Origin of the sequence: Citrobacter sp. Cpo089, assembly GCF_030332695.1 — a bacterium.
Classification (GTDB): domain Bacteria; phylum Pseudomonadota; class Gammaproteobacteria; order Enterobacterales; family Enterobacteriaceae; genus Citrobacter; species Citrobacter portucalensis.
On the sequence record NZ_JAOWHJ010000004.1, the window covers coordinates 1 to 24,878 of the forward strand.

A 24,878-nucleotide genomic window follows, 5' to 3' on the forward strand; every position below is an offset into this window, starting at 1 on the left:
AGCTGATAGAAACAGAAGCCACTGGAGCACCTCAAAAACACCATCATACACTAAATCAGTAAGTTGGCAGCATCACCGAAGCATTAATGCCAGAGTTTTGACCCCTTCGGCAAGGTCGTTAATATTTGTGCGTTCAGCGGGGTTGTGGCTGATACCGTTAATGCTGGGCATGAAAATCATGCAGGTCGGCACACGGGGAGCGAAAATCTGCGCATCGTGGCCCGCACCACTGTGCATCACCCGGTAGTTCAGCTGTTCCTTTTCACACAGTTCGGTGAGGGTGGCGACCAGTTTTGTGTCCATCGGGACCGGCGTTTCGTCCATCCACAAATCGATATCAATGCCAATGTCCATTTCATCACAGATGGCGCGCATGTCATTTTCCAGTTGCTGAGTAAAATCACGCAGCACTTCGGCATCGGTATGACGGCAATCGATCGTGAAAGTCGTTTTTCCTGGCACTACGTTGACGGTGTTTGGCTGCGGCTCAACTTTGCCAAAGGTTAGTACCAGAGGATCGCCATGTTTTTTGGCTTTCTCAATCGACTGGCTACAGATACGGCTGAAGGCGTAAACGGTGTCGCGACGGTAGCTCAGCGGCGTTGTCCCCGCATGATTGGATTCGCCGTTCAGCGTTACCGTATAGCGGCGCTGCCCGACAATCGCGCTGACGACACCGATGGACTGACCATTGCTTTCAAGCACGCACCCTTGCTCGATGTGTAATTCAACAAAGGCGTTGATGTCACTGCGAGCGTGAAGCGGCTTGGCAGGAAGGGTAAAGCCGCAGGCGTTCATCGCATCAACAAAACGTGTGCCTTTGGCATCCTGGATGTCGCGAACGTCATCGGGATTTGCCAGCCCAAAGATGTTCTTACTGCCCCAGAATACATATGGGAATCGACTGCCTTCTTCTTCTGCCATAGAAACTACTTCGACCGTTTTCAGCGGCGCGCCGTAGGTGGTCTTAAGCCAGTCAATCGCTAGCCACGCCGCCAGTGCGCCAAACTGGCCGTCAAGATTGCCGCCGTTGACGACGGTATCAATATGCGATCCGCTCAAAATTACCTGTTCCGGTGATGCGCTTCCGCGCAGGCGACCGTACAAATTGCCCACTTCATCGAAGCGCGTTTCCAGGCCACTGGCATCCATACGCTTTTTGAATTGCTGTTGTGTTTCAAGCCATTCTGGCGAATACAGCAAGCGCGTCATCCCACCAGTAGGATCTGCGCCAAAGGAAGAGAGCCAGGGAAGGGTTTCTTCTATTGCGTGACGAAAATGGTTGATCATATGAAATTCCTGTTTCAATAATTATTGTGCAAAGGGATTCTTTGTTTCGTATGACTTGATATAGAGAGCATCGGAAATCAGGTATTGATAAATATCGTCAACAATGTCGACGCCATGGACCGCGACATTACGTTGATTAATATCTTGATCTTGTCCAGGGTAATAAACTTGTTTAAAACCAGGTGCAGGCGTAACGGCATTTAACTCTTGCATGGTTTGGCTGAGATGCTGACGGAATAATTGGCTGGAGGAGAAAAAATCGGGATTAATCACTATATGCAGTTGGCCTAAATTACGCCCCGCATGCAAATCTTCATACATGGAACTGACCTGACGACCAAATGGTAATCCCAGCAGAATGCCAGATAGCACATCGATCATCATCATCAGACCATAGCCTTTTGGCCCAGCTGCGGGTAATAACGCATTGACTGCAAAAGGGTCGGTGGTAGGTGCACCATTTTTATCGACAGCCCAGGTATCGGGAATCGGTTCATTACGCGAGCGGGCATCGAGAACTTTACCCCAGGCTTGCACCGTTGTGGCCATATCAAAGGTTATGACATCGTCACCTTCTCCAGGTGCCGCGAAGGCTAATGGGTTGGTTCCGTAGTAAATATCCGCGCCGCCGAAAGGTACAACCATCGGGTCGGACTGGCAAATGGAGAGGCCAATCAGGCCTGCCCGGGCAGCTTGCTGCACAAAGTAAGAAATGGCTCCGCTGTGTCCCATTCGGCTAATTCCGACAACGGCGACACCATTTTTTTTAGCAATTTCAATTGCATGCTCCATGCCCATCTTTGCTGCGACTTGCCCGGCGGCATTATCGGCGTGCAAAATCGCTGTACAGGGACCGGTATCTTCAAAACGAAATGTGGGTTCGCGGTTGGTGCCGCCTTTTGAAATGCGCTCGGCATAGTATTCAACGCGTACGGCACCATGAGAGTGAATGCCTCTGGCATCGGCATAAACCAATACCTCGGCAACCGTTGCTGCGTGCTCACGTTTTAGTCCGGCCTTGCAAAGCTTATTCTCGATAAGCTGGTGGAGTGTTTCCCGACTGATTTTCATCTGTCTTCCTTTTTAACGACGGTGTGAAGCATGACTGTCGTTAACATACCGGGAATATAAACAGATTATGTGATCCAGACACACAAAAAAATATAGTTAGAATTTATTTGATAATCAGCGCTGATTTGCCATTTCTTTTTAAATAAATAATGCCGTTAGAAAATAACATGTAATCCTCTGGTGGTTATTAAAATTCTTTTGCTAATAAATTGTATGTGATATCAGTCACTCTATTTGTGATGCCGGATATATACCTTGAGTTCCACATTAACACTACTCGTGCAATTGCCATGGGTGCAATTATTAAGGGGTTGTTATGATTCACGCCTTTATTAAAAAAGGGTGTTTTCAGGACTCTGTCAGTTTAATGATTATTTCACGCAAGCTGAGTGAGTCCGAAAATGTAGACGATGTATCGGTCATGATGGGTACGCCGGCGAATAAATCGTTGCTGGAAACGACCGGGTTTTGGCATGACGATTTTAATCAGGCAACGCCGAATGATATTTGCGTGGCTATTCGTACTGAAACGGCTGATGAAAGTATTACGCAGGCTATTTTGCAGCAACTGGATGAGTCGTTGCAGCAGTTGGCGCAGGCCACCGGGGGGAGTCAAGCGCTCCTGCAGGTCAGACGCTGGGAAAGCGCGTGTCAGAAACTGCCTGAGGCGAATATGACGTTAATTTCTGTTGCGGGCGAATATGCGGCAGAACTGGCGAACCAGGCGCTGGATCGTAACCTGAACGTCATGATGTTCTCCGACAACGTCACGCTGGAAGATGAAATCAATCTCAAGCGCCGCGCACAAGATAAAGGTCTGCTGGTGATGGGACCGGACTGCGGAACCGCCATGATCGCCGGTACGCCGCTGGCTTTTGCCAACGTGATGCCGGAAGGCAACATCGGTGTGATAGGTGCATCCGGTACAGGGATTCAGGAGCTCTGTTCACAGATAGCACTGGCTGGTGAAGGTATTACTCACGCCATTGGTCTGGGGGGACGAGACCTAAGTGCCGAGGTGGGCGGAATTAGCGCACTTACCGCACTGGAAATGCTCGGTGCAGATGATAAAAGCCAGGTGTTGGCATTTGTCTCTAAACCACCAGCGGAGGCTGTTCGCCAGCGTATGGTTACGGCGATGAAAGCCACGGGCAAACCTGTTGTCGCCCTGTTTTTAGGTTATGTCTCTGCGGTTGCCAGAGACGAGAATGTCTGGTTTGCAGCGACGCTGGATGATGCAGCCCGTCTTGCCTGTTTACTGGCGCGAGTGACTGCGCGACGCAGTGCGCTTTTCGCTACAGGAGATGGCGTAATCAGGGGGCTGTATACCGGAGGTACGCTGGCTGCTGAAGCGGCGGGGCTGCTGGCCGGTCACCTGAATGTCCCGGCGGATGCAGAACACCACCACGGGATGATGCTGGATGCCGCCGGGCATCAGATTATCGATCTGGGTGATGATTTTTACACCGTCGGGCGTCCGCATCCGATGATCGATCCCGCATTACGTAATCAGCTTATTACGGATCTGGGTTCGCAGCCGCAGGTTAGGGTGCTGCTGGTGGATGTTGTGATTGGCTACGGTGCGACAGCCGACCCGGCTGCATCACTGGCTCAGGCCTGGCAGAAAGCGTGTGCTGCTCGAGATAGCGATCAACCGCTGTTTGCCATTGCGACGGTCACCGGCACCGAGCGCGATCCGCAGTGCCGTTCACTGCAAATTGCCACGCTGGAAGATGCCGGTATCGCCGTGGTGAATTCACTGCCTGAGGCAACACTACTTGCCGCTGAACTGATTCGAACAGTTCAACCGTTATCTCATCAATCCGCACCTGCGCTACTGGAAAAAGTGGCGGTCATTAATGCCGGGTTACGCAGTTTTGCACTGGATTTACAGGCGGCAGAAAAACCTGTGGTGCATTACCAGTGGGCGCCTGTCGCTGGCGGTAATAAAAAACTGGCTCGTTTATTAGAACGTTTGCAATAAGGGGTTCCAATGTTTACATCAGTGGCGCAAGCCAATGCTGCAGTAATCGAACAAATTCGTCGTGCGCGTCCACACTGGCTGGATGTGCAACCCGCGTCCTCGTTAATCAGCGAACTCAATGAGGGGAAAACACTGCTTCATGCAGGACCGCCAATGCGTTGGCAAGAGATGACCGGCCCGATGAAAGGGGCCTGCATTGGTGCATGCCTGTTTGAAGGGTGGGCTGATGATGAGATAAGTGCGCTGGCATTACTGGAGCAGGGCAAAGTCAACTTTGTACCTTGCCATCATGTTAATGCCGTGGGGCCAATGGGTGGAATTACCTCTGCCAGCATGCCGATGCTGGTGGTGGAAAATATCACCGAAGGGAACAGGGCTTACTGCAATCTCAACGAAGGCATCGGCAAAGTGATGCGCTTTGGCGCGTACGGTGAGGATGTCCAGCAGCGTTTACGTTGGATGCGTGATGTTCTGATGCCGGTCTTAAGCGCAGCGCTGGCCACACTGGAGCAGGGTATTGACTTGACCGCCATGATGGCACAGGGCATTACGATGGGCGATGAGTTCCATCAGCGCAATATTGCCTCTTCAGCTCTGTTGATGCGTACGCTGGCACCACAAATTGCCCGTCTGGAACATGATAAGCAGCAGATTGCTGAGGTGATGGATTTCCTGAGTGTAACCGACCAGTTCTTCCTCAACCTGGCGATGGCTTACTGCAAAGCGGCAATGGACGCCGGGGCGCAGGTGCGTTCTGGCAGTATTGTGACGGCAATGACCCGTAATGGCGACATGTTCGGTATTCGCGTGAGCGGACTTGGCGATCGCTGGTTTACCGCACCTGTTAACACGCCGCAGGGACTGTTCTTTACCGGTTTTTCGCAGGAACAGGCTAACCCGGATATGGGTGATAGCGCCATCACTGAAACCTTTGGTATTGGCGGTGCGGCGATGATTGCCGCGCCTGGCGTAACGCGTTTTGTCGGTGCCGGAGGAATGGAAGCCGCAAAATCCGTCTCCGAAGAGATGGCGGAAATCTATCTGGAGCGCAATATGCAGCTACAGATCCCCGGCTGGGATTTCCAGGGGGCCTGTCTGGGACTCGATATCCGTCGCGTGGTCGAAACGGGGATCACGCCGCTGATCAATACTGGTATTGCCCATAAAGAGGCCGGTATTGGCCAGATCGGTGCAGGTACAGTCCGTGCGCCGCTCGCTTGCTTTGAGCTGGCACTGGAAGCGCTGGCTGAAAGCATGGGCATTAGCTAACTGAGGTGCGCATGATGATCATCCATCCTCTGATGGGCAGCCAGCAGTCTGCGGATTTTCGCCAGTCATGGCAATTGTCTGGTGTCTGGCGACGCTCGATTAACCTTGTAGCCGAAGGGGGCGCACTGTTAACGCTGCACCGCCAGGGAAGCGGCTTTAGCCCAGGAGGATGGGTGATCCGCGCACATGACTTTGATGCGCTGCGTACGTCGTTAAGTGGTAGTGAAACCCCTCTGGCTGTCCCCGAGGGGATTGTGTTGGGACAGTATCTTTTACGTCAACCTCAGCGCTGCTATTCATTGCAAATAACCTATCGCCCTCATGCCGCGCGCCTTGCTCCTGGCTGGATGGAGCGCGGCGAGGAAACGGGATTATTCGGACCGTTAATGCTGGCCACAAGCCTGCCTTTGTGCCCCGAGCTGCGTCAGTTCCGCCACTGCTTCTTCTCGGCACTTGCCGGTTTGTCGACAGACTGGCGGCAGTGGTTGGGCAAGGGACCAGGTTTAACGCCCAGCCATGATGACACGTTGACTGGCATGCTGTTGGCCGCCTGGTATTTTGGTGCGCTGAATAAGGACTCCGGTCACCGTTTCTTTGATTATTCCGGCAACCTTGAAAAAGCGACGACCGTGGTTAGCGTGAGCTACTTGCGCTACGCGGCGCTAGGGTACTTCGCTTCACCTTTACTCCACTTCACCCATGCTCTGCATCGCCAGGAAAGGCTGGATGCGGCGATAAATTCGCTGCTTGCGCTTGGGCATACCTCCGGCGCAGACACCTTGTTGGGGTTCTGGCTTGGACAACAAATCATAGAAGGATAGGGAATGAAAACGCTGGTTGTTGCTCTTGGTGGCAACGCATTATTGCAGCGCGGCGAGGCGCTAACGGCAGAAAATCAATATCGTAATATTGCCAGCGCCGTACCCGCCCTGGCGCGTCTGGCGCGTTCGTATCGCCTGGCAATCGTACATGGTAACGGACCGCAGGTTGGCCTGCTGTCGTTACAGAACCTTGCCTGGAAGGAGGTCGAGCCTTATCCATTAGATGTGCTGGTGGCCGAGACGCAGGGCATGATCGGTTATATGTTGGCGCAGAGCCTGACCGCAGAACCGGAAATGCCGCCGGTGACCACGGTGTTAACGCGGATTGTGGTATCCGAGGACGATCCTGCATTTATGGCACCGGAAAAATTTATCGGCCCGGTGTATTCGCCCGAAGAACAAACGCAACTGGAAGCGACTTACGGCTGGCATATGAAGCGTGACGGCAAATACCTGCGGCGTGTTGTCACTTCGCCAGAACCTCGCCAGATCATAGAAAGCGATGCTATTAAGCTCTTACTCAAAGAAGGGCATGTGGTGATTTGTAGCGGGGGCGGCGGCGTGCCCGTCACTGGCGAAGGATTAGGGTCTGAAGCTGTCATTGATAAGGACCTGGCGGCGGCGTTGCTGGCTGAACAGATCGCTGCCGATGGTCTGGTCATTCTGACCGATGCCGATGCGGTCTATGAAAACTGGGGGACGCCGGAGCAACGCGCGATCCGTCAGGCCTCTCCTGATGAACTGGCGCCGTTTGCTAAAGCTGATGGTTCGATGGGGCCTAAGGTCACTGCCGTAAGCGGATATGTGAAGCGACGTGGAAAACCGGCATGGATTGGCGCGCTGTCACGCATTGAAGATACGCTGGCAGGCAAAGCCGGAACCTGTATCCGTCTGTAAAAAAAGGGGGCGTTTATATGCACGCCCCCTATTTTCTTATTTCAGTTTTGACTGCGCCCAGATAATACCGCTGGCATATTCCGGCGGCAGCAGGGGGATAAGCGCTTCCAGAGTCGCGCTAAGGCGCGCGGTATCGCTGTCGCTCAGGTTCAGGTGACCCACCTTACGCCCTTCACGCACCTCTTTGTCATACCAGTGCAGATGCACCAGCGGTAGCTTCAGCCAGTCGTAGTTCAGGTCGCTACCAATCAGGTTTACCATCACCGAAGGGTGGTTCACCACCGGCGTCGGTAACGGCAGGTCGGTAATGGCACGTAGATGCAGCTCAAACTGGCTGATGCTGGCGCCGTTTTGCGTCCAGTGCCCGCTGTTGTGCACGCGCGGAGCCAGTTCGTTAATCAGCAGACCTTCCGGGGTGATAAAACACTCCATCGCCATCACGCCGACATAGCCCAGCTCCTGCATGATGGCAGAGAGCATTGCTTCAGCCTGTTCCTGCTGTCTGGCGTTAGCCTGCGGGAACACCACGCTGGTGCGCAGAATGCCATCCTGATGCAGGTTATGGGTCAGCGGATAGAAAACGGTGCTGCCGTCGTGCGCACGAGCGCCAACCAGTGAGACTTCACCGGAGAAGTTGATTCCCCGCTCGACGATGCACTCGCCGTAGCAGTTGTCCGGCAGTTGCTCAGTTTCATTTGCGCGCAAGCGCCACTGTCCACGTCCGTCGTAGCCGCCGACGCGACGTTTCACGATCGCCAGCTCGCCAAGTTTGTCGAATATCGCAGACCATTCGCTTTTATCTGCCAGCAGTTGCCACGGCGCGGTCGCCAGACCGAGCTTGTCAAAAAGCTGCTTTTGCGTCAGACGGTCGGCAATAATCGGGAAGACGTCGCGGTTAACAAACGCCGGGTGGCGTGCCAGTTCGCGGGTGAGTGCCGTTTCCGGCCAGCGCTCAATCTCAGCGGTGATCACGCTTTGCTGAAAAGGGACCGCAGCCGGTTCAGCGTCCAGCCCGACGGGCCAGACCGCTATGCCCAGTGGCTCACCGGCCTGGCGCAGCATGCGCCCTAGCTGTCCGTTGCCAAGTACGCAGACCTGCTTCATGCGACACCTCGCGGGTCCGGGTTCTCCAGCACCTCATCGGTTTGCGCTTTGCGCCAGTCGTTCAGACGCTGGTGTAAGGCTTTGTCGTGTGTTGCCAGAATTTGTGCTGCCAGCAGGGCCGCATTTGCCGCACCCGCTTTGCCGATCGCCAGCGTGCCGACCGGAATACCGCGCGGCATTTGAACGATAGAGTAGAGGCTATCTACGCCGCTCAGCGCTGCGCTTTGCACCGGAACACCGAGGACAGGCACCAGCGTTTTCGCCGCAATCATGCCAGGCAAATGCGCTGCGCCACCGGCCCCGGCAATAATCACCTGATAACCGTTCTCTTCAGCGCTTTCGGCGAAGCTAAACAGTTTGTCTGGGGTGCGGTGGGCGGAGACGACTTCAACATGATGCGGAACGTCCAGGATTTCGAAGATTTCGGCGGCGAACTGCATGGTAGCCCAGTCGCTTTTGGACCCCATCACGATGGCGACACGCGCCGGATTATTGCGGGAAGACATGCGTCTGAAAACTCCTGTGGTGCACTACACTCGACTTTTGAGGCCACAGAGAATAGCATAATTCACCGCCAAGGAAAACGATTGCGCGCTTTGTACTTCACTCTTCAAGCGGCCTCTTTGTTGGCTACATCTGCTCACCCCAGTCACTTACTTTTGTAAGCTCCAGGGGACTCACAGATTTGCCGCTTTGATGCAACTCGAATAGTTTTGTGTAAAGAGGAACTGGGTATCTGCAGAATTAAAACGGAAATGCGATCAGTTCAACGTCGTCAGGGGTGACTTTGATCATCGAACCTTCGGTGTGCCATGCGCCTAATACCACGCGGAAAGCGGGTTGCTCATTGGCCGTAAGTTTGTGGACGGCAGGGCGGTGGGTATGGCCGTGAATTAACCACTGAACCTGATGTTTTTCCATCTCGCTAATCACGGCCTGCTGATTCACATCCATGATTTCCAGCGATTTGGTGTCGTTGGCTGCTTTGCTGTTGGCACGCATTTTCGCAGCGATTCGCTGGCGAACGAACAGCGGCAGAGCGAGGAACAGCTTCTGTAACCAGGGTTGATGCACTTTGGCGCGAAATGCCTGATAGCCTGCGTCGTCGGTGCATAAGGTGTCGCCATGCATGATCAGCACCTTGCGGCCATACAGGTCGAGCACTTTTTCTTCGGGAAGCAAGGTCATGCCGCTCGCACGGGCAAAACGTTTACCGAGCAGAAAATCACGGTTGCCGTGAATAAAAAAGCAGGGAACGCCGGAATCAGTCAGTGATTTTATCGCCGCGGCCATTTCACGATGCAGTGGATTAGGATCGTCGTCGCCAATCCAGGCTTCAAACAGGTCGCCAAGAATGTATAGCGCATCGGCCTTTCGCGCATCACCGGCTAAAAAACGCAGAAAACCGGCGGTGATCGCCGGTTCTTCTGTGCAGAGGTGAAGATCTGCAATAAACAGTGTCGCCACGATTACTCGCTGACGGTCACGTTTTCGATGATAACGTCTTCTTTTGGCACATCCTGATGCATACCGCTGCGACCAGTGGAAACGCCTTTGATTTTATCAACCACGTCCATGCCTTCAACAACTTCAGCGAACACGCAGTAACCCCAACCCTGCATGCTTTCGCCGGAGAAGTTCAGGAAGTCGTTGTCTGCAACGTTGATGAAGAACTGTGCGGTTGCGGAGTGCGGAGCCTGAGTACGCGCCATCGCCAGCGTACCACGGGTGTTTTTCAGACCGTTGTTCGCTTCGTTTTTGATCGCTTCTTTCGTGGCTTTTTGCTTCATGCCTGGCTCGAAACCGCCGCCCTGGATCATGAAACCGTTAATAACACGGTGGAAAATGGTGTTGTTGTAAAAACCTTCGCGGCAGTAGTCCAGGAAGTTTTTAACTGTTTCAGGCGCTTTATCATCAAACGTTTTGATTACGATATCGCCGTGATTAGTGTGGAAAGTAACCATTTTTGCATCCTGTTCCGATAGATTGGTGCTTCGACCCCGTCAAGGGTCAGAGTTAGGGGTGTGTTATAGCATAACCGCAAGCTGCGATCACCTCGCAAAGTGTGCTGCTTCCGGTCTAAATTATGGGTATTATACAGACTTTACTATCCACACACGTCTACACGGAATCTTCGATGTTAAAAATCTTTAATACACTGACGCGCCAAAAAGAGGAATTCAAACCTATTCATGCCGGGGAAGTCGGCATGTACGTGTGTGGTATTACCGTTTACGATCTCTGTCATATTGGCCACGGACGTACCTTCGTTTCTTTCGACGTCGTTGCGCGTTATCTGCGCTTCCTCGGCTATAAGCTGAAGTATGTGCGCAACATTACCGATATCGATGACAAAATCATCAAGCGCGCGAATGAAAACGGCGAAAGCTTTGTGGCGTTGGTCGACAGAATGATCGCGGAAATGCACAGCGATTTCGATGCGCTGAATATTCTGCGCCCGGATCTGGAGCCGCGTGCTACGCACCATATCGCTGAAATTATCGAAATCACTGAACAGCTGATTGCCAAAGGTCACGCTTACGTTGCTGATAACGGCGACGTGATGTTCGACGTGCCGACTGACCCGAACTACGGCCAGCTGTCGCGCCAGGATCTGGATCAGCTGCAGGCAGGCGCACGCGTTGACGTGGTTGATGTGAAGCGCAACCCGATGGACTTCGTGCTGTGGAAAATGTCCAAAGAAGGCGAGCCGAGCTGGCCATCTCCGTGGGGCGCGGGCCGTCCGGGCTGGCACATCGAATGTTCGGCGATGAACTGCAAGCAGCTGGGCAACCATTTCGATATTCACGGCGGCGGTTCGGACCTGATGTTCCCGCACCATGAAAACGAAATCGCTCAGTCCACCTGTGCTCATGACGGTGAGTACGTTAATTACTGGATGCACTCAGGGATGGTGATGGTTGACCGCGAGAAAATGTCCAAATCGCTGGGCAACTTCTTTACCGTTCGCGATGTGCTGAAATACTACGATGCCGAAACCATCCGTTACTTCCTGATGTCCGGTCATTACCGTAGTCAGTTAAACTACAGCGAAGAGAACCTCAAGCAGGCGCGTTCTGCGCTGGAGCGTCTGTATACCGCGCTGCGTGGCACCGACAAATCCGTTGCGCCAGCCGGTGGCGAAGCCTTTGAAGCGCGCTTTATTGAAGCGATGGACGATGACTTCAACACCCCGGAAGCCTACTCCGTGCTGTTTGATATGGCGCGTGAGGTTAACCGTCTGAAGGGTGAAGATATGGCGGCGGCTAACGGCATGGCTGCGCATCTGCGTAAGCTTTCCAGCGTACTGGGCCTGCTGGAACAGGATCCAGAGGCATTCCTGCAAAGCGGTGCGCAGGCGGATGACGGTGAAGTTGCTGAAATTGAAGCGCTAATCCAACAGCGTTTGGATGCACGTAAGGCGAAAGACTGGGCGGCAGCTGACGCCGCGCGTGACCGTCTCAACGAGATGGGCATCGTGCTGGAAGACGGCCCGCAGGGTACCACCTGGCGTCGTAAGTAACTCTGTAATGCCCGGTGGCGCTTACGCTTACCGGGCCGTGTAGGCCGGATAAGACGCATCGCGTCGCATCCGGCAGATTAATGTTTCCGATACCACCACAGCACACCCATCATTACGATTCCCGGCAGCCATACCCACATTAACTCCGACATGATCACCTGGTGCCCGTACGGCGTGGCGTAGCGTGATAACGCAAACGGGGCGACTTTAATCACCTGCCATGGCGCGAAGAAGCGCTCATCCGACCACGGCCACAGCCAGCCGACGCCTTTACCGCCGGTGGTGACAGAATCCAGCAGACTGTGCGACAGCAGTGAAACCGTCAGGAATAGCCAGCAGCGAATCAATCCCGCCTTAAACCATCGTCGGCCAATCAAGACGCAGAGCAGCGGTACCACGAAGGCGAACAGCAGTGAGTGGGTAAATCCCCGGTGGCCAAACACATTGCCGTAGGCGACGCCGAACTTAAATGACAACACGTCGGCATCTGGCAGCATGGCCAGAACGACGCCAGCAAACAGTAATCGTGGGGGGATGACTTTAAGTCCGAGACCTAAGCCTAAACAGAGCGGAACGGCCGCGTGAGTAACGATAGTGGGCATGATGATCGCTTCGTGTTGAAAAACAACATGCTAACAGTTCACTGTGAAGCGGGGATGAAGTCATTATCTGAAAACGAGAGGGGGAAGTGGCCGGATACGGTGTTAACCTCATCCGGCACTTAGGGTCACGCCACGACGTTAATGCTGTGGCCTTCAAAGCTGACTGTCTGTCCGGCAACGATTTTGCAGCGTTTACGCGTTTCAACAACGCCATCGACCTTCACTAACCCTTCGCCAATAGCAATTTTTGCCTGGGCGCCGCTTTCGCTCCAGCCTTCCAGCTTCAGCAAATCGCAGAGTTCAACGTGTGGGTGTTTACCTAGTGAAAATGTGGCCATCTTAAACGTCCTTTACATCATGATATTCAACACACGCCTGCAGCGTGTTTTCGATAAGTGTGGCGACCGTCATTGGGCCTACGCCGCCGGGGACCGGCGTGATATATGACGCTCGTGCGGCCGCATCGTCAAAGACCACATCGCCAACAACCTTACCATTCTCCAGACGGTTGATGCCGACATCAATCACAATCGCACCTTCTTTGATCCACTCACCAGGAATAAAGCCCGGTTTACCGACGGCAACAATCAGCAGGTCAGCATTTTCTACGTGGCGGCGCAGATCTTTGGTGAATCGGTGGGTGACGGTGGTGGTGCAGCCAGCCAGCAGTAGCTCCATACTCATTGGGCGACCGACAATATTCGAGGCGCCAATGACCACGGCATTCAGACCGTAGGTATCGATGTTGTAACGCTCAAGCAGGGTAACAATACCGCGCGGAGTACATGGGCGCAGGCGCGGCGCGCGCTGGCACAGACGACCGACGTTATACGGGTGGAAACCGTCAACGTCTTTATCTGGTGCAATACGTTCCAGAACTTTCACGTTGTCGATACCCGCCGGCAACGGCAGCTGTACCAGGATACCGTCGATGGTGGTATCTGCATTGAGCGTATCGATCAGCTCAAGAAGCTCCGCCTCGCTGGTGGTTTCAGGCAGGTCATAGGAGCGGGAGACAAACCCCACTTCGTCACAGGCTTTGCGTTTACTCGCAACATAAATCTGCGAAGCCGGGTTGCTACCTACCAGCACAACAGCCAGGCCTGGGGCGCGTAATCCAGCCGCTAAACGCGCCTGAACTTTTTGAGCAACCTCAGAGCGCACCTGCTGCGCAATCGTTTTACCGTCAATAATCTTTGCTGCCATCAGAGAGAGAATTCCGTCTGTTACGTTAAACCGAAGGGGATGCCACTATTTTGTCAGAAGCGGGGCGTGCTGTCAGTTTTCGTTTGCGTTTTTACGTGCGATAGGGATCACCGCGGTCTGCGAACGGGGTCAGTTCAGAGGCTGAAGTCCCCCGAATAATTAATGAGCATGCGAATTAAAATTAACGTGAATGAAACAATTCATCACCCTAGTGTTTTCAGGGGTAATGCGCCATAAACCAGTCTGTTACGTACCTTTATGGAAGGATTTAAGTAATATTCACCCAGATTTTTCTTAGGTCCCAATAAGAATTGGCCAGGGTCAATAAAAGGATTTGCAGGTATTTTTCATTAATTGAAATGTTTAATTTAACCCTGTGACGAATAGTCATATTCGCGAAGATTAATTAGTGAATCAAATACTCAGGAGAGTTGGGGTAAAAGGTTAGCTAATTCTCTTGCGATATATATCTTTACAGGATGCAGAGATAATTAGCCTGACATTTAATGTCGATAATGATTCAAACGGATCCCGCAGGACGCCGGAGCCGGATGTGTGTAATTCAAGGGAAATCCATGAAACGTAAATTAATGACCTCTTCTGTTATTGCCAGCCTGATGTTAGTTGCAGGTGCAACGGTTGCAGCCGATCCGGTAAGCGTTAGCGGCGGTACTGTGCATTTTGAAGGTGAACTGGTCAATGCAGCCTGTGCAGTCAGTACTCAGTCATCCGATCAGGTTGTCACCTTAGGCCAGTATCGTACCGCCAGTTTTACCGCAGTTGGCGATACAACGGCGCAAATTCCGTTCTCAATCGTGCTGAATGACTGTGATCCGAAAGTTGCCGCAACCGCAGCCGTGGCTTTCTCTGGTCAATCCGACATCACCAACAACAACCTGCTGGCCGTCACTTCTGCAGACAACGGTACCACTGCCAGCGGTGTCGGGATTGAAATTCTGGACAATACGTCCACCGCGCTGAAGCCGGATGGAGCCACCTTCTCTACCGCTCAGGCGCTGGTAGAAGGGACCAACACCCTGCGTTTCTCTGCGCGTTACAAAGCCACAGCCACCAGCGCTACGCCGGGTCAGGCAAATGCCGACGCGACGTTCATCATGAAGTACGAATAAGCCGTTCTGATTTGCGCAAGGATGACGTTCGCCTCACTGGATGAGGCAATTTCCGGGGATGATGAAGGATGCGGCAGATGATAGGGAAAGGCGTGGCGCTGGCGGGAATGCTGTGCGTACTGCCTGTGTTTGCACATACGGTAATACTGGAAAGTGGCCGCCTTCACTTACGAGGGCAGCTCGTCAATGGTGCCTGTACGGTCGCTACCGACAGCCAAAATTTGCGGGTGCAAATGGGGCAGTATCGCACCAATGCTTTCTCCGGGACGGGAAGCTTTGCCTCTACCAGCGTGCCGTTTTCACTGCGCTTAACGTCATGCAGCTCCGATGTTTATGACCATGTTGGGATTGCGTTTGCAGGTGTGACGCCAGCGGAAGATCCGCAGGTTTTTCTTGCCAGTGGCGATGCGTCTGCGGCTTCAGGGATCGGTCTGGCGTTATTTGATGAGCGCCAACGGCAAATTATTCCGAATGCGCTGCCGCTTCATTATGCGCCGATTATAACGCAAGAGATGACGTTTCATTTCACTGCTCGTTATCGGGCTGTCTCGGAAAATATAACGCCGGGAGCGCTTCGTTCAGACGTGTGGTTTACGTTGGTTTATCCCTGATTTATTTTCCAACGATAATCGCATCAAAGGTATTTGTAGCTATGTTTAATTATCTAAAATCAGGTTTTATCCTTTTACTGGCCTTATTTTCTGCTGCCAGTGTTCAGGCTGCAGGCGGTATTGCATTAGGCGCTACTCGCGTTATTTATCCAGCCGATGCCAAACAAACGTCCTTGTCTATTAGCAATAGTGATACCAAAGAACGTTACCTGGTCAATTCATGGATCGAGAATAGCGCAGGCGTTAAAGAAAAATCGTTCGTGGTTACGCCTCCGTTGTTTGTCAGCGAGCCCAAAAGCGAAAACACGCTGCGTATCATCTATGCAGGTGTTCCGCTGCCTAAAGATCGTGAGTCGCTGTTCTGGATGAACGTGAAAGCTATTCCGTCAGTCAATAAAAACAGCCTCGAGGGTAAAAACGTTCTGCAACTGGCGATTCTGTCCCGCATCAAGCTTTTTGTCCGTCCGAATAATCTGCAGCAAATTCCGGAAGATGCGCCCGGGATGCTGAAATTCTCCCGTACCGGCAACCACCTGAAAATCAACAATCCGTCAGCGTATTACGTCACCTTGGTCAATCTCAACGTGGGGAAAACGAAGGTTGATAACGTGATGGTCGCGCCGAAAAGTGATGCGCAGGTCCTGCTACCAACGGGCGTTCAGGGCAACGTCACGTTCCAGACGGTCAATGATTATGGCGCTGTGACTCCGGCCCAAACGGTTAGCGTGCGTTGAGATAACGATGAATAAGACAACGTATTTTCCTGGCCTGTTACCGGGGGTTACGCCACCGCTGGCGGGGGTGGCGTTGTCCACGCTGGCGGCGCTCTTTCCCTCTTTAAGCCATGGGGAAAGCTATTTTAATCCGGCCTTTTTATCCGCGGATACGGCAACCGTGGCGGATTTATCACGTTTTGAAAAAGGCAATCACCAGCCTGAAGGCGTTTATCGTGTGGATATCTGGCGCAACGATGAGTTTGTTGCCACTCAGGATATTCGTTTTACGACCAGCGCGGGAAAAGCCGGGGAGAAGTCCGGTGGGCTGATGCCATGTTTTGGACTCGACTGGGTGAAGCGCCTTGGTGTCAATATCACCGCATTTCCGGCACTCAGTAAGGATGCGAACGATACCTGTATCAATCTACCTGAGGCGATTCCAGGCAGCGAGATTGCATTTGATTTTTCTACCCTGCGCTTAAACGTCAGCCTGCCTCAGGCGTCAATGTTAAACAGCGCGCGTGGCTATATTCCGCCGGAAGAGTGGGATGAAGGGATCCCGGCTGCGCTGGTCAACTACAGCTTTACCGGCAGCCGCGGCAGTGACACTGACAGCTACTTCTTAAGTATGCTCAGTGGCCTGAACTATGGCCCCTGGCGCTTGAGAAATAACGGCGCATGGAGCTATTCCAAAGGTGACGGATACCACTCACAAAGCTGGAAAAATATCGGTACATGGCTTCAGCGCGCGATTATCCCGCTGAAGGGTGAACTGGTGATGGGCGACAGCAACACCGGCAACGACGTTTTTGACAGCGTCGGGTTTCGCGGGGCGCGGCTCTATTCCTCAGACAGTATGTATCCCGACAGCTTACAGGGCTACGCGCCTACCGTTCGCGGCATTGCGCGTACCGCAGCGAAACTGACCATTCGTCAGAATGGCTATGTGATTTATCAAAGCTATGTTTCACCGGGCGCTTTTTCGATAACCGATCTCAACCCGACGTCATCCAGCGGTGACCTTGAGGTGACAGTGGACGAAAAGGACGGCAGCCAGCAGCGCTATACGGTGCCGTACTCCACGGTTCCCTTGTTACAACGAGAAGGGCGTTTCAAATACGACGTGGTTGCCGGGGATTTTCGCAGCGGCAATAGCCAGCAATCTTCACCGTTCTTTTTCCAGGGAACATTAATTGCCGGGTTACCAGAAGGCTACACCGCTTATGGCGGTACGCAGCTGGCCTCACGTTACACCGCGGTAGTTTTAGGCACTGGCCGAAACCTGGGGGACTGGGGGGCGGTTTCTGTGGATTTAACCCATGCGCGCAGTCAGCTGGCGGATGACAGTACGCATCAGGGGCAGTCTTTGCGTTTTCTGTATGCAAAATCGCTGAACAACTTTGGCACAAACTTCCAGCTGTTGGGATATCGCTACTCAACGCGCGGCTTCTATACCCTTGATGACGTCGCGTATCGCAGCATGGAAGGCTATGAGTATGAATACGACAGCGAAGGTAATCGCCACGACGTGCCCGATGTGAAGAGCTATCACAATCTGAGTTACAGCAAAAAGGGCCGCTTTCAGATTAACATTTCGCAGAACCTGGGAGACTACGGCTCGCTGTATGTTTCGGGGAGTCAGCAAACGTACTGGAATACCTCAGACACCAATACCTGGTATCAGGTGGGCTATGCCAGCGGCTGGCAGGGGATTAGCTATTCACTCTCCTGGTCGTGGAATGAATCGGTAGGCATCTCCGACACCGACCGTATTCTGGCATTCAATATGTCAGTGCCGTTCAGCCTGCTAAGCGGACGGCGCTACTCGCGTGATAACGCGCTCGATCGCACCTACGCCACCTTTAATGCCAACCGCAACAGCAACGGACAAAACAGCTGGCAGAGCGGGATCGGCGGGACGTTACTGGATGGGCGCAACCTGAGCTACAGCGTGAATCAGGGGCACAGCAGCACCAACGGCTACAGCGGAAACGCCAGCGCCAACTGGCAGGCGGCCTATGGCACGCTGGGCGTGGGATACAACTACGATCGCGATCAGCATGACTACAACTGGCAGCTCTCCGGCGGCGTGGTGGGGCATGCGGACGGTATTACGCTCAGTCAGCCGCTGGGGGACACCAACGTGCTGGTTAAAGCGCCTGGCGCGCAGGGCGTACGAGTAGAAAACCAGACCGGCGTGCAAACCGACTGGCGTGGATACGCGGTGATGCCGTATGCCACCGTTTATCGCTATAACCGCGTCGCATTAGATACCAATTCAATGAACAACAATACCGATGTGGAAAATAACGTTAGCAGCGTCGTGCCAACGCAAGGGGCATTAGTGCGAGCGGCGTTTGATACACGTATCGGTGTGCGGGCGCTGATAACCGCGAAATATGCAGGTAAACCTGTGCCATTTGGCTCCGTTGTGCGTGAAAACACCAGCGGCGTGACCAGTATGGTGGGCGAAGACGGGCAAATCTACCTGAGCGGCTTGCCGCTAAAAGGTGAATTACTGATCCAATGGGGGGAAAGCGCTAACGCTCGCTGCGTGGCGCACTATGCCTTGCCTGAGGAGAGTCTGAAACAGGCGGTGACGCTCACGAACGTTACGTGCGAATCTCCAACGGCACGACAGGAATAATACGATGAAACGACAAACGGGTTTGTTACTGGGATGCGCTTTACTGCTGATGGCCCATTCGTCATGGGCGACAGTCTGCCAAAACTCGAATGGCACACCAACGGATGTTTTTTACGATCTGTCGAACGTCTTTAACAGCAGCAATAACCGGCCGGGACAGGTGGTGACGTTACCGGAAAAATCGGGCTGGATTGGCGTTAATGCTACCTGTCCGGCCGGGACGACGGTGAATTACACCTATCGAAGCTACGTTACGGAACTCCCTGTGCAAAGTACAGAAAATGGTTTTCAGTACCTGAAACTCAATGACTACCTGCTGGGGGCTATGAGCATCACCGATAGCTCTGCTGGGTTGTTTTATCCCCCGCGTAATTATATCCGTATGGGAACTCATCCCAACGTACCTAAGCAGCAGCCTTTTGGCGTAATGGATTCAAAGCTGGTGTTTAAACTCAAAGTGATTCGCTCGTTTATTTACATGGTGCCGCTCCCGCGCCAGACCATGTTCAGAGTCTATGTCACGACCAGTACTGGAGATGCGCTAAGCACGCCGGTTTATACCATCAGCTACAGCGGTAAGGTGGAGGTTCCACAAAACTGTGAGGTGAACGCAGGGCAGATTGTCGAGTTTGATTTTGGCGATATTGGCGCATCGTTGTTCAGCAAGGCGGGGGCAGGAAACCGTCCCGAAGGCATTAATCCGCAGACCAAAACGGTGGCGATAAAATGCACCAACGTCGCTGCACAAGCCTACTTAACCATGCGGGTAGAGGCCGAGAAAGCCTCCGGGCAAATGATGGTATCGGACAATCCTGACTTAGGGTTCATTGTCGCCGACAAAACCGGTAGACCGCTGACGCCCAATAATCTGTCCAGCACGATCCCATTTCAACTGGATGATAACGCCGTGGCAAACGTGAGTATTCGGACATGGCCGGTCAGCGTGACAGGGAATAAACCTACCGAAGGGCCTTTTACTGCCCGTGGCTATCTGCGAGTAGATTATGACTAACAAGCAAACGCCAACTTCATGGGCGCTTTTGGTGATGCTGCCCATACTGATATTCAGCTCGTTGTGCCATGCGGCCTCATCGCTGGGCGAAATCAATATTGAACTGCGCGGAAACGTGGTGGACTTTACCTGTGCGGTGATTGCCAGTGACAGCAATAAGTCGGTTGAATTGGGCACCTGGCCAACAAAGCAGTTACAGACCAGCGGGGATACTACCCAACCAGTCGCGTTTACGCTGAAGCTGGAAGGCTGCCCGCCGGGATCCGCGTCAATAACGTTTTCTGGTACTCCGGCCCCCGGTACGACGTTGTTGGCGCTTGATGACGCAGTGATGGCGCAAAAGGTGGCGATCGAACTGCATGACAGCGACCGTACGCGATTACCGCTCGAGCAGGCCAGCCAAACCGTGGGGATTGATGAGAACGGCAATGCCACGCTGACCTTTTTCGCCAACTATATCGCGTTAGCAGACGGGGTTCAGCCAGGCCTCGCCAGGGCCGATGCCACATTTATGATTAACTATAACTAATCAATGAGCGGATAAAATGCTCCCGAACGAAGTCTCGCCGGGAGTGCTATTACATTAATTCATGCATTTTTGCGTAATCGATCAGCTCAACGATAGTATGTAAGCCGAGTTTGGCGTAGATGTTAGCTTTGTGAGCACTAATCGTTTTATTGCTGAGTAACAGCTGCTCAGCAATTTCCTTATTAGAGAGGCCATTTGCCAGATAACGCAAAACCGTAACTTCGCGATTAGAGAGCGGCATGTCATTCAATACACCTTTTTTCATATTTATATTGTTAATGAAGTTTAGGGTGTCTGAAGGGAAAAAAGAATATCCCGATAAAATCATTTTTACCGCATTGTAGATATCATTCAAATCCTTTCGTTTACTGACAAAACCATTTGCACCGGCCCGGATAGCACGCCCGGCATAAAAGGACTCCGATTTGGAGGAGAGAAACAGCACCCGAGTATTCTCCTGCAGAGACTTTATTCTCTTGAGTAATGTAAATCCATCTGAACCAGGTAGTTCAATATCCAGAATGACAAGATCGACAGGGTAAGTGCGCAGGTGCTCTATTGCCGTACGGCTGTCATCGGTCTTCAACACAACCTGGATATTACTGTTTTTTTCAAGTAGTACTTCTATCGACATTCTGACAATAGGGTGTTCGTCCATAATGATAACGGATGCTGGTTTCATTGTTGTATGCCTCAAACTGTATGCGTATTTTGATAATTTTATAAAACATCAGGCGTTATAATATTGTCAAATAGCCAAGGGTTGTTCTGAGGGAGAGTCGAATAAATATTATTTCATCCTTGTTTATTCGGTTGCTCTTCTACAGAACAATGAATTTGTGGAAAATCCATTTCACACTGGGAAAACTAACAATTAATCAGAAAACTATGGGGATTATACCTGCTCTGTTCTTTCGGAAAAGGCTTACAACATTCAGGTTGTTAATGTCAGTTAGGATGTTCTAAAAGATCCAGATGTGTTAATGACTATTGGCATTATTTTACTGCTGTTTGAATTATGGCAGACTGAAAAAAATTTTTAAATGGTAAAAACAATACAATAAACTAATTGTTTAGGATTTGTTAAGGTGGGAATGACGCTATTTGTGCTGATATGCACAGAATCAGTATGGTTTACTGGGGTGGTGGAAGTTAGCATAATACCAGGAATAGTTGTAAATATTAAATAGTTGTGAAATTTAGATCTTTTATCTCATATAAAAATAAGTAATTTCCTAAAAAATCTTATGGCACATAGGGTTAGGGTGTTAAATTAAATGAGCAGAGGTAACGCTGAGGCGATGTATCAGGTGCAAAAAACGCTGCCGGTTTGCTAAGCCCAGACGCGCAATCAGCTGGTTCAGGCGATAGATGATACGGTGGTAGGGGCGAGCTTGTAACAAAGCAATCTCTTTTAAGGAGTTACCTTGTAAAAGTAATTCCACCATCTCCCAATCGAGCTGGTTTATGTGCCTGGAGTGAATATAGTTAAGGACTGGCGACAAGAAAGCGCGGCGCATCTCCGGGAGGTGCAGGCTACGTGACAAGATATAAAATGGACCGGACAGAGAAATAAAAGGGATTAGGTCTTCATCGTGACGGGAAAGCAATATGAAGATTTGGATGTTATTCCGCGGTTTAATTAGCTGGCGCAGATACTCCAGAACATCAAAATAAGAGATTGTTAAACCTTCCATATCAACCACTAACTGACTAATTACCGACTCTCGCAGGCTGACTTTGGCCGATTCAATGGTCTGGAAGATCGCGGTACGTGCTCCTGAAAATAAATGTCGACCCAGCGCATAGGCCAGATAGTAATCTGTCGTAATAATCGCCTGAGATATAGTGTCACTCGGTAATGCGTATTCGAGTTTTTGCGTCAGATACTCAAGTTGGTCAAATACCTGTGATGTGTAGTGAGGATATTGCCAGGTACAGTTAGTGTTTCGTATACGGCGATGTCGATCCCGGCGTTTTGCGCTGTGCATCCTTTTCCATTCCATTTCTGTTGCGGCAGGTCTGGATAAATTGCCGACTATAAACATCCCTGACCCAAATTTTCTCCAGCGTAAAGGCGAGTTTCCTTGTGCTGTTGGGTTTCAATGCTTCAGCAATCATCAGACTGGCAATTGCGTATCCCATCAGAATAATCTGCCGGAAGTTTTCTGATGTCTTACTCAATGCCCAAAAAGTCGTTTTATCCAGTTCAACCTCTCTATGGGATTAGATAAAATATTACCGGGTGTGTCTTTCTGTTACCCCGGAAATAGTAAGCCAGGATTATTCTGGCAGCCTGAAGCCAGGTACAGTAGGTGTCGATACTTAATTGGTGATGAGATTTTTCTCAATAAAAAATCAGGCAGAAAGATGCCACCTAATTTTGTAGAAAGTTCAGATGCGCCCGGATGTATCTTAAGAATTGCTGATCGTTTTTCACATGCAGCTTTTTCATAATGCTGCGACGGGTGGCTTTGGCCTGAATTTCGCTTACCGAGAGCAGGTGAGCCGTTTCGGCTAAGGTATAGCCGCTGGCGAGAAACATTAAGAACTGACGTTCTTCGATAGAAAAGTTGCGAGTGGTGCAGTAATGGCAGATAGTTGCGGGCACGTTGTTGCGCAGCGCACGTTTTTGCAGGATGAGGACTAATTTTTTAGTCATTTCCTCAACGTCATCTTCCCGATAGATCAGTGGCAACATGTACAGGCAGGGCCGGAACATCAGCTTATCTTTATCGTTTCTGTTGCAGATGACAACCCGGTGTTGGCGGCGGGTATGGACCGGAATCTGATAGCAATCGGCGCTGAGCCAATCTTCATCCAGGGAAATAAACGCGATGTCAGCGCGATCGATATCCTCGACAGGCAAAAAGCAAATCTCCTGATGCCACTGATTTGCCAAATGGGAGATGATAATTTTTAGTCCATGTTCGAAGTGACTGTTTTCTTCCTTGATGGCGATACTTAACATTAAAGAGTTCCTGAACCGCTGGAGGGGTAAGGGAATGTTAAGCAAAATCATAAATATTCTAAATACATGTATCCCTAAATCTGGCGTTTCGTGAGCTGAGTTGTTACCAGGCGATTTCCTGGATACCCTTGAACAAGCAGAAAAAATCAACATTCGTTCACTTCGCCAGCAACTGAAACAAAAGGCATTGACTCAGCAGGCGCTGACCGTATAATTCACGCGTTTCATCTGCATGAAGTAATCACTTCGCAATGCGCCCTTAGCTCAGTTGGATAGAGCAACGGCCTTCTAAGCCGTAGGTCGTAGGTTCGAATCCTACAGGGCGTACCATTCAAAATCAGTCCCTATACTCAGCTTCAACGTACCGTTACGCGCGGGACAATTTTTCTTTTTCCAGCCAACGTTCTACCTCATAAAGACTTTGTTGGATCTCCTCTCTGAGTGAAAAATCACCCAACGGCTGCTGTTCAAGTGCTGCACACATCGTGCTGGCTGAGCGCATTCCCATGCTGGCGCAGCTGCTTTTTAGCTGATGCGTCAGACGTTTTATCCGCTCGTCGTCATGTGCTGCGCGGGCAGCGTCAATCTCATCTAATACAGGAAGAGTGTGTTGCTTAAAGAGCGCTAACCATTCGTGCACCTTTTGCCATCCCATAACCTGGATATCTCCAGCCAACTGCTGAAAATCTAACCGTTTGTTGTCATTTTCTGATGCAAGCGGGGGAGTCGCACTACCATGCAGATAATGCGTAATAAGTCGACTGAGTTCATCCCGGGGGACTGGTTTTTGAATAATGCCAAGGAACAGGGTACTGGTTCTTTGGCTTAGCGTTTCGTCGATGACGTGCGCGCTAAAGCCGATCAGGCTAAGTGCCGGATAGTCGTGGGCTAACTGCTGTGCCAGCGTGATCCCGTCGATATCAGGAAGATCGAAATCAACCAGAGCAGCATCGTAGCGTGTATCTTCCTGCAATATTTTTAGCGCCTCAGCGGCACTGCTGGCAGCAGTAACCTGTGCGCCATTGAGGATGAGCATTTCAGTACTGATACGTTGTGTAAGAGGATTATCCTCGATAAGCAATAAGCGTAAGCCCTGTAACGATATGGAACGTTGTGCGGGTTTCATGATGGGCATCGTGGTTGCCCGCAATGGCAGACGCAGCTGGAAACAGCTCCCGACGCCGGGCGTGCTGGTGACGCTCAGCTCTCCCTGCATTGCCTGGGCGAGACTGGCGCTGATGGTTAGTCCGAGTCCGGTTCCACCTCGTTTACTGCTTACCTGAACAAACGGCTGAAAAATATCGTGCTGGCGGGCAGGGTCAATTCCACATCCCGTATCTTCAACCTCGATGTACCAGTTTTTGCCCTCACATCGGCTATGCAGGATGATGTGTCCCCGATCGGTAAAGCGTAGTGCGGGTAATGACTCCAACTTATTGATAGTGTTTTATGTTCAGATAATGCCCGATGACTTTGTCATGCAGCTCCACCGATT

General features: G+C 51.7%; 24 protein-coding genes, 1 tRNA gene and 1 pseudogene. 12 read left to right on the forward strand and 14 right to left on the reverse strand.

Going from position 1 to position 24,878, the window contains the following annotated elements; all coding sequences use genetic code 11:
- Nucleotides 1-72 precede the first annotated feature (72 nt).
- Together allC and allD are read right to left on the reverse strand one after the other, a co-directional pair.
- On the reverse strand, nt 73-1,290 hold the full coding sequence (allC, locus tag OGX92_RS01450) for an allantoate deiminase (protein WP_286586159.1): 1,218 nt from the start codon (nt 1,288-1,290) through the stop codon (nt 73-75).
- A gap of 21 nt (nt 1,291-1,311) precedes the next feature.
- The gene (gene allD / locus OGX92_RS01455) at nt 1,312-2,361 is read right to left on the reverse strand and encodes an ureidoglycolate dehydrogenase (protein WP_164563030.1); all 1,050 of its coding nucleotides are present in this window, start codon (nt 2,359-2,361) and stop codon (nt 1,312-1,314) included.
- A gap of 316 nt (nt 2,362-2,677) precedes the next feature.
- Here allD and OGX92_RS01460 point away from each other — a divergent pair, with 316 nt between their 5' ends.
- From OGX92_RS01460 to OGX92_RS01475, 4 genes are read left to right on the forward strand one after another with little or no spacing between them, the layout of a single operon-like run.
- Nucleotides 2,678-4,345: an acyl-CoA synthetase FdrA gene (locus OGX92_RS01460; RefSeq protein WP_126955893.1), complete on the forward strand. Its 1,668-nt coding sequence runs from the start codon at nt 2,678-2,680 to the stop codon at nt 4,343-4,345.
- A gap of 9 nt (nt 4,346-4,354) precedes the next feature.
- Nucleotides 4,355-5,614 (forward strand): YlbE family protein, encoded by a 1,260-nt coding sequence (locus OGX92_RS01465; protein ID WP_267441183.1) that lies wholly within the window; start codon nt 4,355-4,357, stop codon nt 5,612-5,614.
- 11 nt (nt 5,615-5,625) lie between these two features.
- Nucleotides 5,626-6,435 (forward strand): oxamate carbamoyltransferase subunit AllH family protein, encoded by an 810-nt coding sequence (locus OGX92_RS01470; protein WP_286586160.1) that lies wholly within the window; start codon nt 5,626-5,628, stop codon nt 6,433-6,435.
- A 3-nt stretch (nt 6,436-6,438) separates the two neighbouring features.
- The gene (locus OGX92_RS01475; RefSeq protein WP_286586161.1) at nt 6,439-7,332 is read left to right on the forward strand and encodes a carbamate kinase; all 894 of its coding nucleotides are present in this window, start codon (nt 6,439-6,441) and stop codon (nt 7,330-7,332) included.
- Nucleotides 7,333-7,368: 36 nt separating this feature from the next.
- On the opposite strand, the gene purK is transcribed toward OGX92_RS01475, so the two are convergent.
- The 4 genes from purK to ppiB all read right to left on the reverse strand — a co-directional run bounded on the left by purK (nt 7,369) and on the right by ppiB (nt 10,400).
- The gene (gene purK / locus OGX92_RS01480; protein ID WP_286586162.1) at nt 7,369-8,436 is read right to left on the reverse strand and encodes a 5-(carboxyamino)imidazole ribonucleotide synthase; all 1,068 of its coding nucleotides are present in this window, start codon (nt 8,434-8,436) and stop codon (nt 7,369-7,371) included.
- A complete protein-coding gene (purE, locus tag OGX92_RS01485; RefSeq protein WP_003831107.1) occupies nt 8,433-8,942 on the reverse strand; it encodes a 5-(carboxyamino)imidazole ribonucleotide mutase in 510 nt (169 codons plus the stop codon). Before purE ends, purK begins: the two co-directional genes overlap by 4 nt.
- A gap of 238 nt (nt 8,943-9,180) precedes the next feature.
- Complete coding sequence (gene lpxH, locus OGX92_RS01490; RefSeq protein ID WP_286586163.1) at nt 9,181-9,903, reverse strand: UDP-2,3-diacylglucosamine diphosphatase; 723 nt, start codon at nt 9,901-9,903, stop codon at nt 9,181-9,183.
- Between the two features lie 2 nt (nt 9,904-9,905).
- A complete protein-coding gene (gene ppiB, locus OGX92_RS01495; protein ID WP_003021875.1) occupies nt 9,906-10,400 on the reverse strand; it encodes a peptidylprolyl isomerase B in 495 nt (164 codons plus the stop codon).
- A gap of 173 nt (nt 10,401-10,573) precedes the next feature.
- Between ppiB and cysS the strand changes: the two genes are divergently transcribed.
- Nucleotides 10,574-11,959: a cysteine--tRNA ligase gene (cysS, locus tag OGX92_RS01500; protein WP_003831109.1), complete on the forward strand. Its 1,386-nt coding sequence runs from the start codon at nt 10,574-10,576 to the stop codon at nt 11,957-11,959.
- Nucleotides 11,960-12,036: 77 nt separating this feature from the next.
- Here cysS and OGX92_RS01505 read toward each other — a convergent pair whose 3' ends face one another.
- The 3 genes from OGX92_RS01505 to folD all read right to left on the reverse strand — a co-directional run bounded on the left by OGX92_RS01505 (nt 12,037) and on the right by folD (nt 13,767).
- Nucleotides 12,037-12,561: a metal-dependent hydrolase gene (locus OGX92_RS01505; protein WP_003831110.1), complete on the reverse strand. Its 525-nt coding sequence runs from the start codon at nt 12,559-12,561 to the stop codon at nt 12,037-12,039.
- Between the two features lie 125 nt (nt 12,562-12,686).
- Nucleotides 12,687-12,899 (reverse strand): ribosome-associated protein YbcJ, encoded by a 213-nt coding sequence (gene ybcJ, locus OGX92_RS01510; RefSeq protein WP_003831111.1) that lies wholly within the window; start codon nt 12,897-12,899, stop codon nt 12,687-12,689.
- A 1-nt stretch (nt 12,900) separates the two neighbouring features.
- Nucleotides 12,901-13,767 carry a bifunctional methylenetetrahydrofolate dehydrogenase/methenyltetrahydrofolate cyclohydrolase FolD gene (folD, locus tag OGX92_RS01515; protein ID WP_003831112.1) on the reverse strand — a complete coding sequence of 289 codons (867 nt, stop codon included), beginning with the start codon at nt 13,765-13,767 and terminating at the stop codon, nt 12,901-12,903.
- A gap of 575 nt (nt 13,768-14,342) precedes the next feature.
- On the opposite strand from folD, the gene fimA reads away from it, so the two are divergent.
- The 6 genes from fimA to sfmF all read left to right on the forward strand — a co-directional run bounded on the left by fimA (nt 14,343) and on the right by sfmF (nt 20,412).
- Nucleotides 14,343-14,897, forward strand: a complete 555-nt coding sequence (gene fimA / locus OGX92_RS01520; RefSeq protein WP_286586164.1) for a type 1 fimbrial major subunit FimA — start codon at nt 14,343-14,345, stop codon at nt 14,895-14,897.
- Nucleotides 14,898-14,974: 77 nt separating this feature from the next.
- Nucleotides 14,975-15,508, forward strand: coding sequence for a type 1 fimbrial protein subunit FimI (gene fimI / locus OGX92_RS01525; protein ID WP_003831114.1), 534 nt, complete (start codon nt 14,975-14,977; stop codon nt 15,506-15,508).
- Nucleotides 15,509-15,549: 41 nt separating this feature from the next.
- A complete protein-coding gene (fimC, locus tag OGX92_RS01530) occupies nt 15,550-16,242 on the forward strand; it encodes a type 1 fimbria chaperone FimC (protein ID WP_003831115.1) in 693 nt (230 codons plus the stop codon).
- Nucleotides 16,243-16,249: 7 nt separating this feature from the next.
- A complete protein-coding gene (locus OGX92_RS01535) occupies nt 16,250-18,871 on the forward strand; it encodes a fimbrial biogenesis usher protein (protein WP_003831116.1) in 2,622 nt (873 codons plus the stop codon).
- A 4-nt stretch (nt 18,872-18,875) separates the two neighbouring features.
- Entirely contained in the window at nt 18,876-19,883 is a 1,008-nt protein-coding gene (gene fimH, locus OGX92_RS01540; RefSeq protein WP_502872863.1) for a type 1 fimbria D-mannose specific adhesin FimH, read from the forward strand.
- Nucleotides 19,884-19,917: 34 nt separating this feature from the next.
- Nucleotides 19,918-20,412 (forward strand): fimbria assembly protein, encoded by a 495-nt coding sequence (sfmF, locus tag OGX92_RS01545; RefSeq protein ID WP_174785122.1) that lies wholly within the window; start codon nt 19,918-19,920, stop codon nt 20,410-20,412.
- A gap of 49 nt (nt 20,413-20,461) precedes the next feature.
- Here the strand turns inward: sfmF and fimZ are convergent, their stop codons facing one another.
- The 3 genes from fimZ to fimW all read right to left on the reverse strand — a co-directional run bounded on the left by fimZ (nt 20,462) and on the right by fimW (nt 23,383).
- Nucleotides 20,462-21,094, reverse strand: a complete 633-nt coding sequence (gene fimZ / locus OGX92_RS01550) for a fimbria biosynthesis transcriptional regulator FimZ (protein ID WP_003831119.1) — start codon at nt 21,092-21,094, stop codon at nt 20,462-20,464.
- Between the two features lie 586 nt (nt 21,095-21,680).
- On the reverse strand, nt 21,681-22,403 hold the full coding sequence (gene fimY, locus OGX92_RS01555) for a fimbria biosynthesis regulator FimY (RefSeq protein WP_286586165.1): 723 nt from the start codon (nt 22,401-22,403) through the stop codon (nt 21,681-21,683).
- A 386-nt stretch (nt 22,404-22,789) separates the two neighbouring features.
- Entirely contained in the window at nt 22,790-23,383 is a 594-nt protein-coding gene (gene fimW / locus OGX92_RS01560; RefSeq protein WP_008784010.1) for a fimbria biosynthesis transcriptional regulator FimW, read from the reverse strand.
- Between the two features lie 253 nt (nt 23,384-23,636).
- Here fimW and OGX92_RS01565 point away from each other — a divergent pair.
- A tRNA-Arg gene (locus OGX92_RS01565) sits at nt 23,637-23,713 on the forward strand.
- A 37-nt stretch (nt 23,714-23,750) separates the two neighbouring features.
- On the opposite strand, the pseudogene OGX92_RS01570 reads toward OGX92_RS01565, so the two are convergent.
- Nucleotides 23,751-24,800, reverse strand: a pseudogene (locus OGX92_RS01570) (ATP-binding protein); the annotation flags it as partial.
- 16 nt (nt 24,801-24,816) lie between these two features.
- On the reverse strand, nt 24,817-24,878 hold a 62-nt coding region (locus OGX92_RS23410), incomplete at its 5' end, for an IS1 family transposase (protein ID WP_071528444.1).

Excerpts from the sequence above, each read along its gene's own strand:
- allC (WP_286586159.1), bottom strand. The coding sequence starts at position 1,290 with ATGATCAACCATTTTCGTCACGCAATAGAAGAAACCCTTCCCTGGCTC.
- allD (WP_164563030.1), bottom strand. The coding sequence starts at position 2,361 with ATGAAAATCAGTCGGGAAACACTCCACCAGCTTATCGAGAATAAGCTT.
- OGX92_RS01460 (WP_126955893.1), top strand. The coding sequence starts at position 2,678 with ATGATTCACGCCTTTATTAAAAAAGGGTGTTTTCAGGACTCTGTCAGT.
- OGX92_RS01465 (WP_267441183.1), top strand. The coding sequence starts at position 4,355 with ATGTTTACATCAGTGGCGCAAGCCAATGCTGCAGTAATCGAACAAATT.
- OGX92_RS01470 (WP_286586160.1), top strand. The coding sequence starts at position 5,626 with ATGATGATCATCCATCCTCTGATGGGCAGCCAGCAGTCTGCGGATTTT.
- OGX92_RS01475 (WP_286586161.1), top strand. The coding sequence starts at position 6,439 with ATGAAAACGCTGGTTGTTGCTCTTGGTGGCAACGCATTATTGCAGCGC.
- purK (WP_286586162.1), bottom strand. The coding sequence starts at position 8,436 with ATGAAGCAGGTCTGCGTACTTGGCAACGGACAGCTAGGGCGCATGCTG.
- purE (WP_003831107.1), bottom strand. The coding sequence starts at position 8,942 with ATGTCTTCCCGCAATAATCCGGCGCGTGTCGCCATCGTGATGGGGTCC.
- ppiB (WP_003021875.1), bottom strand. The coding sequence starts at position 10,400 with ATGGTTACTTTCCACACTAATCACGGCGATATCGTAATCAAAACGTTT.
- cysS (WP_003831109.1), top strand. The coding sequence starts at position 10,574 with ATGTTAAAAATCTTTAATACACTGACGCGCCAAAAAGAGGAATTCAAA.
- OGX92_RS01505 (WP_003831110.1), bottom strand. The coding sequence starts at position 12,561 with ATGCCCACTATCGTTACTCACGCGGCCGTTCCGCTCTGTTTAGGCTTA.
- ybcJ (WP_003831111.1), bottom strand. The coding sequence starts at position 12,899 with ATGGCCACATTTTCACTAGGTAAACACCCACACGTTGAACTCTGCGAT.
- folD (WP_003831112.1), bottom strand. The coding sequence starts at position 13,767 with ATGGCAGCAAAGATTATTGACGGTAAAACGATTGCGCAGCAGGTGCGC.
- fimA (WP_286586164.1), top strand. The coding sequence starts at position 14,343 with ATGAAACGTAAATTAATGACCTCTTCTGTTATTGCCAGCCTGATGTTA.
- fimI (WP_003831114.1), top strand. The coding sequence starts at position 14,975 with ATGATAGGGAAAGGCGTGGCGCTGGCGGGAATGCTGTGCGTACTGCCT.
- fimC (WP_003831115.1), top strand. The coding sequence starts at position 15,550 with ATGTTTAATTATCTAAAATCAGGTTTTATCCTTTTACTGGCCTTATTT.
- OGX92_RS01535 (WP_003831116.1), top strand. The coding sequence starts at position 16,250 with ATGAATAAGACAACGTATTTTCCTGGCCTGTTACCGGGGGTTACGCCA.
- fimH (WP_502872863.1), top strand. The coding sequence starts at position 18,876 with ATGAAACGACAAACGGGTTTGTTACTGGGATGCGCTTTACTGCTGATG.
- sfmF (WP_174785122.1), top strand. The coding sequence starts at position 19,918 with ATGCTGCCCATACTGATATTCAGCTCGTTGTGCCATGCGGCCTCATCG.
- fimZ (WP_003831119.1), bottom strand. The coding sequence starts at position 21,094 with ATGAAACCAGCATCCGTTATCATTATGGACGAACACCCTATTGTCAGA.
- fimY (WP_286586165.1), bottom strand. The coding sequence starts at position 22,403 with ATGCACAGCGCAAAACGCCGGGATCGACATCGCCGTATACGAAACACT.
- fimW (WP_008784010.1), bottom strand. The coding sequence starts at position 23,383 with ATGTTAAGTATCGCCATCAAGGAAGAAAACAGTCACTTCGAACATGGA.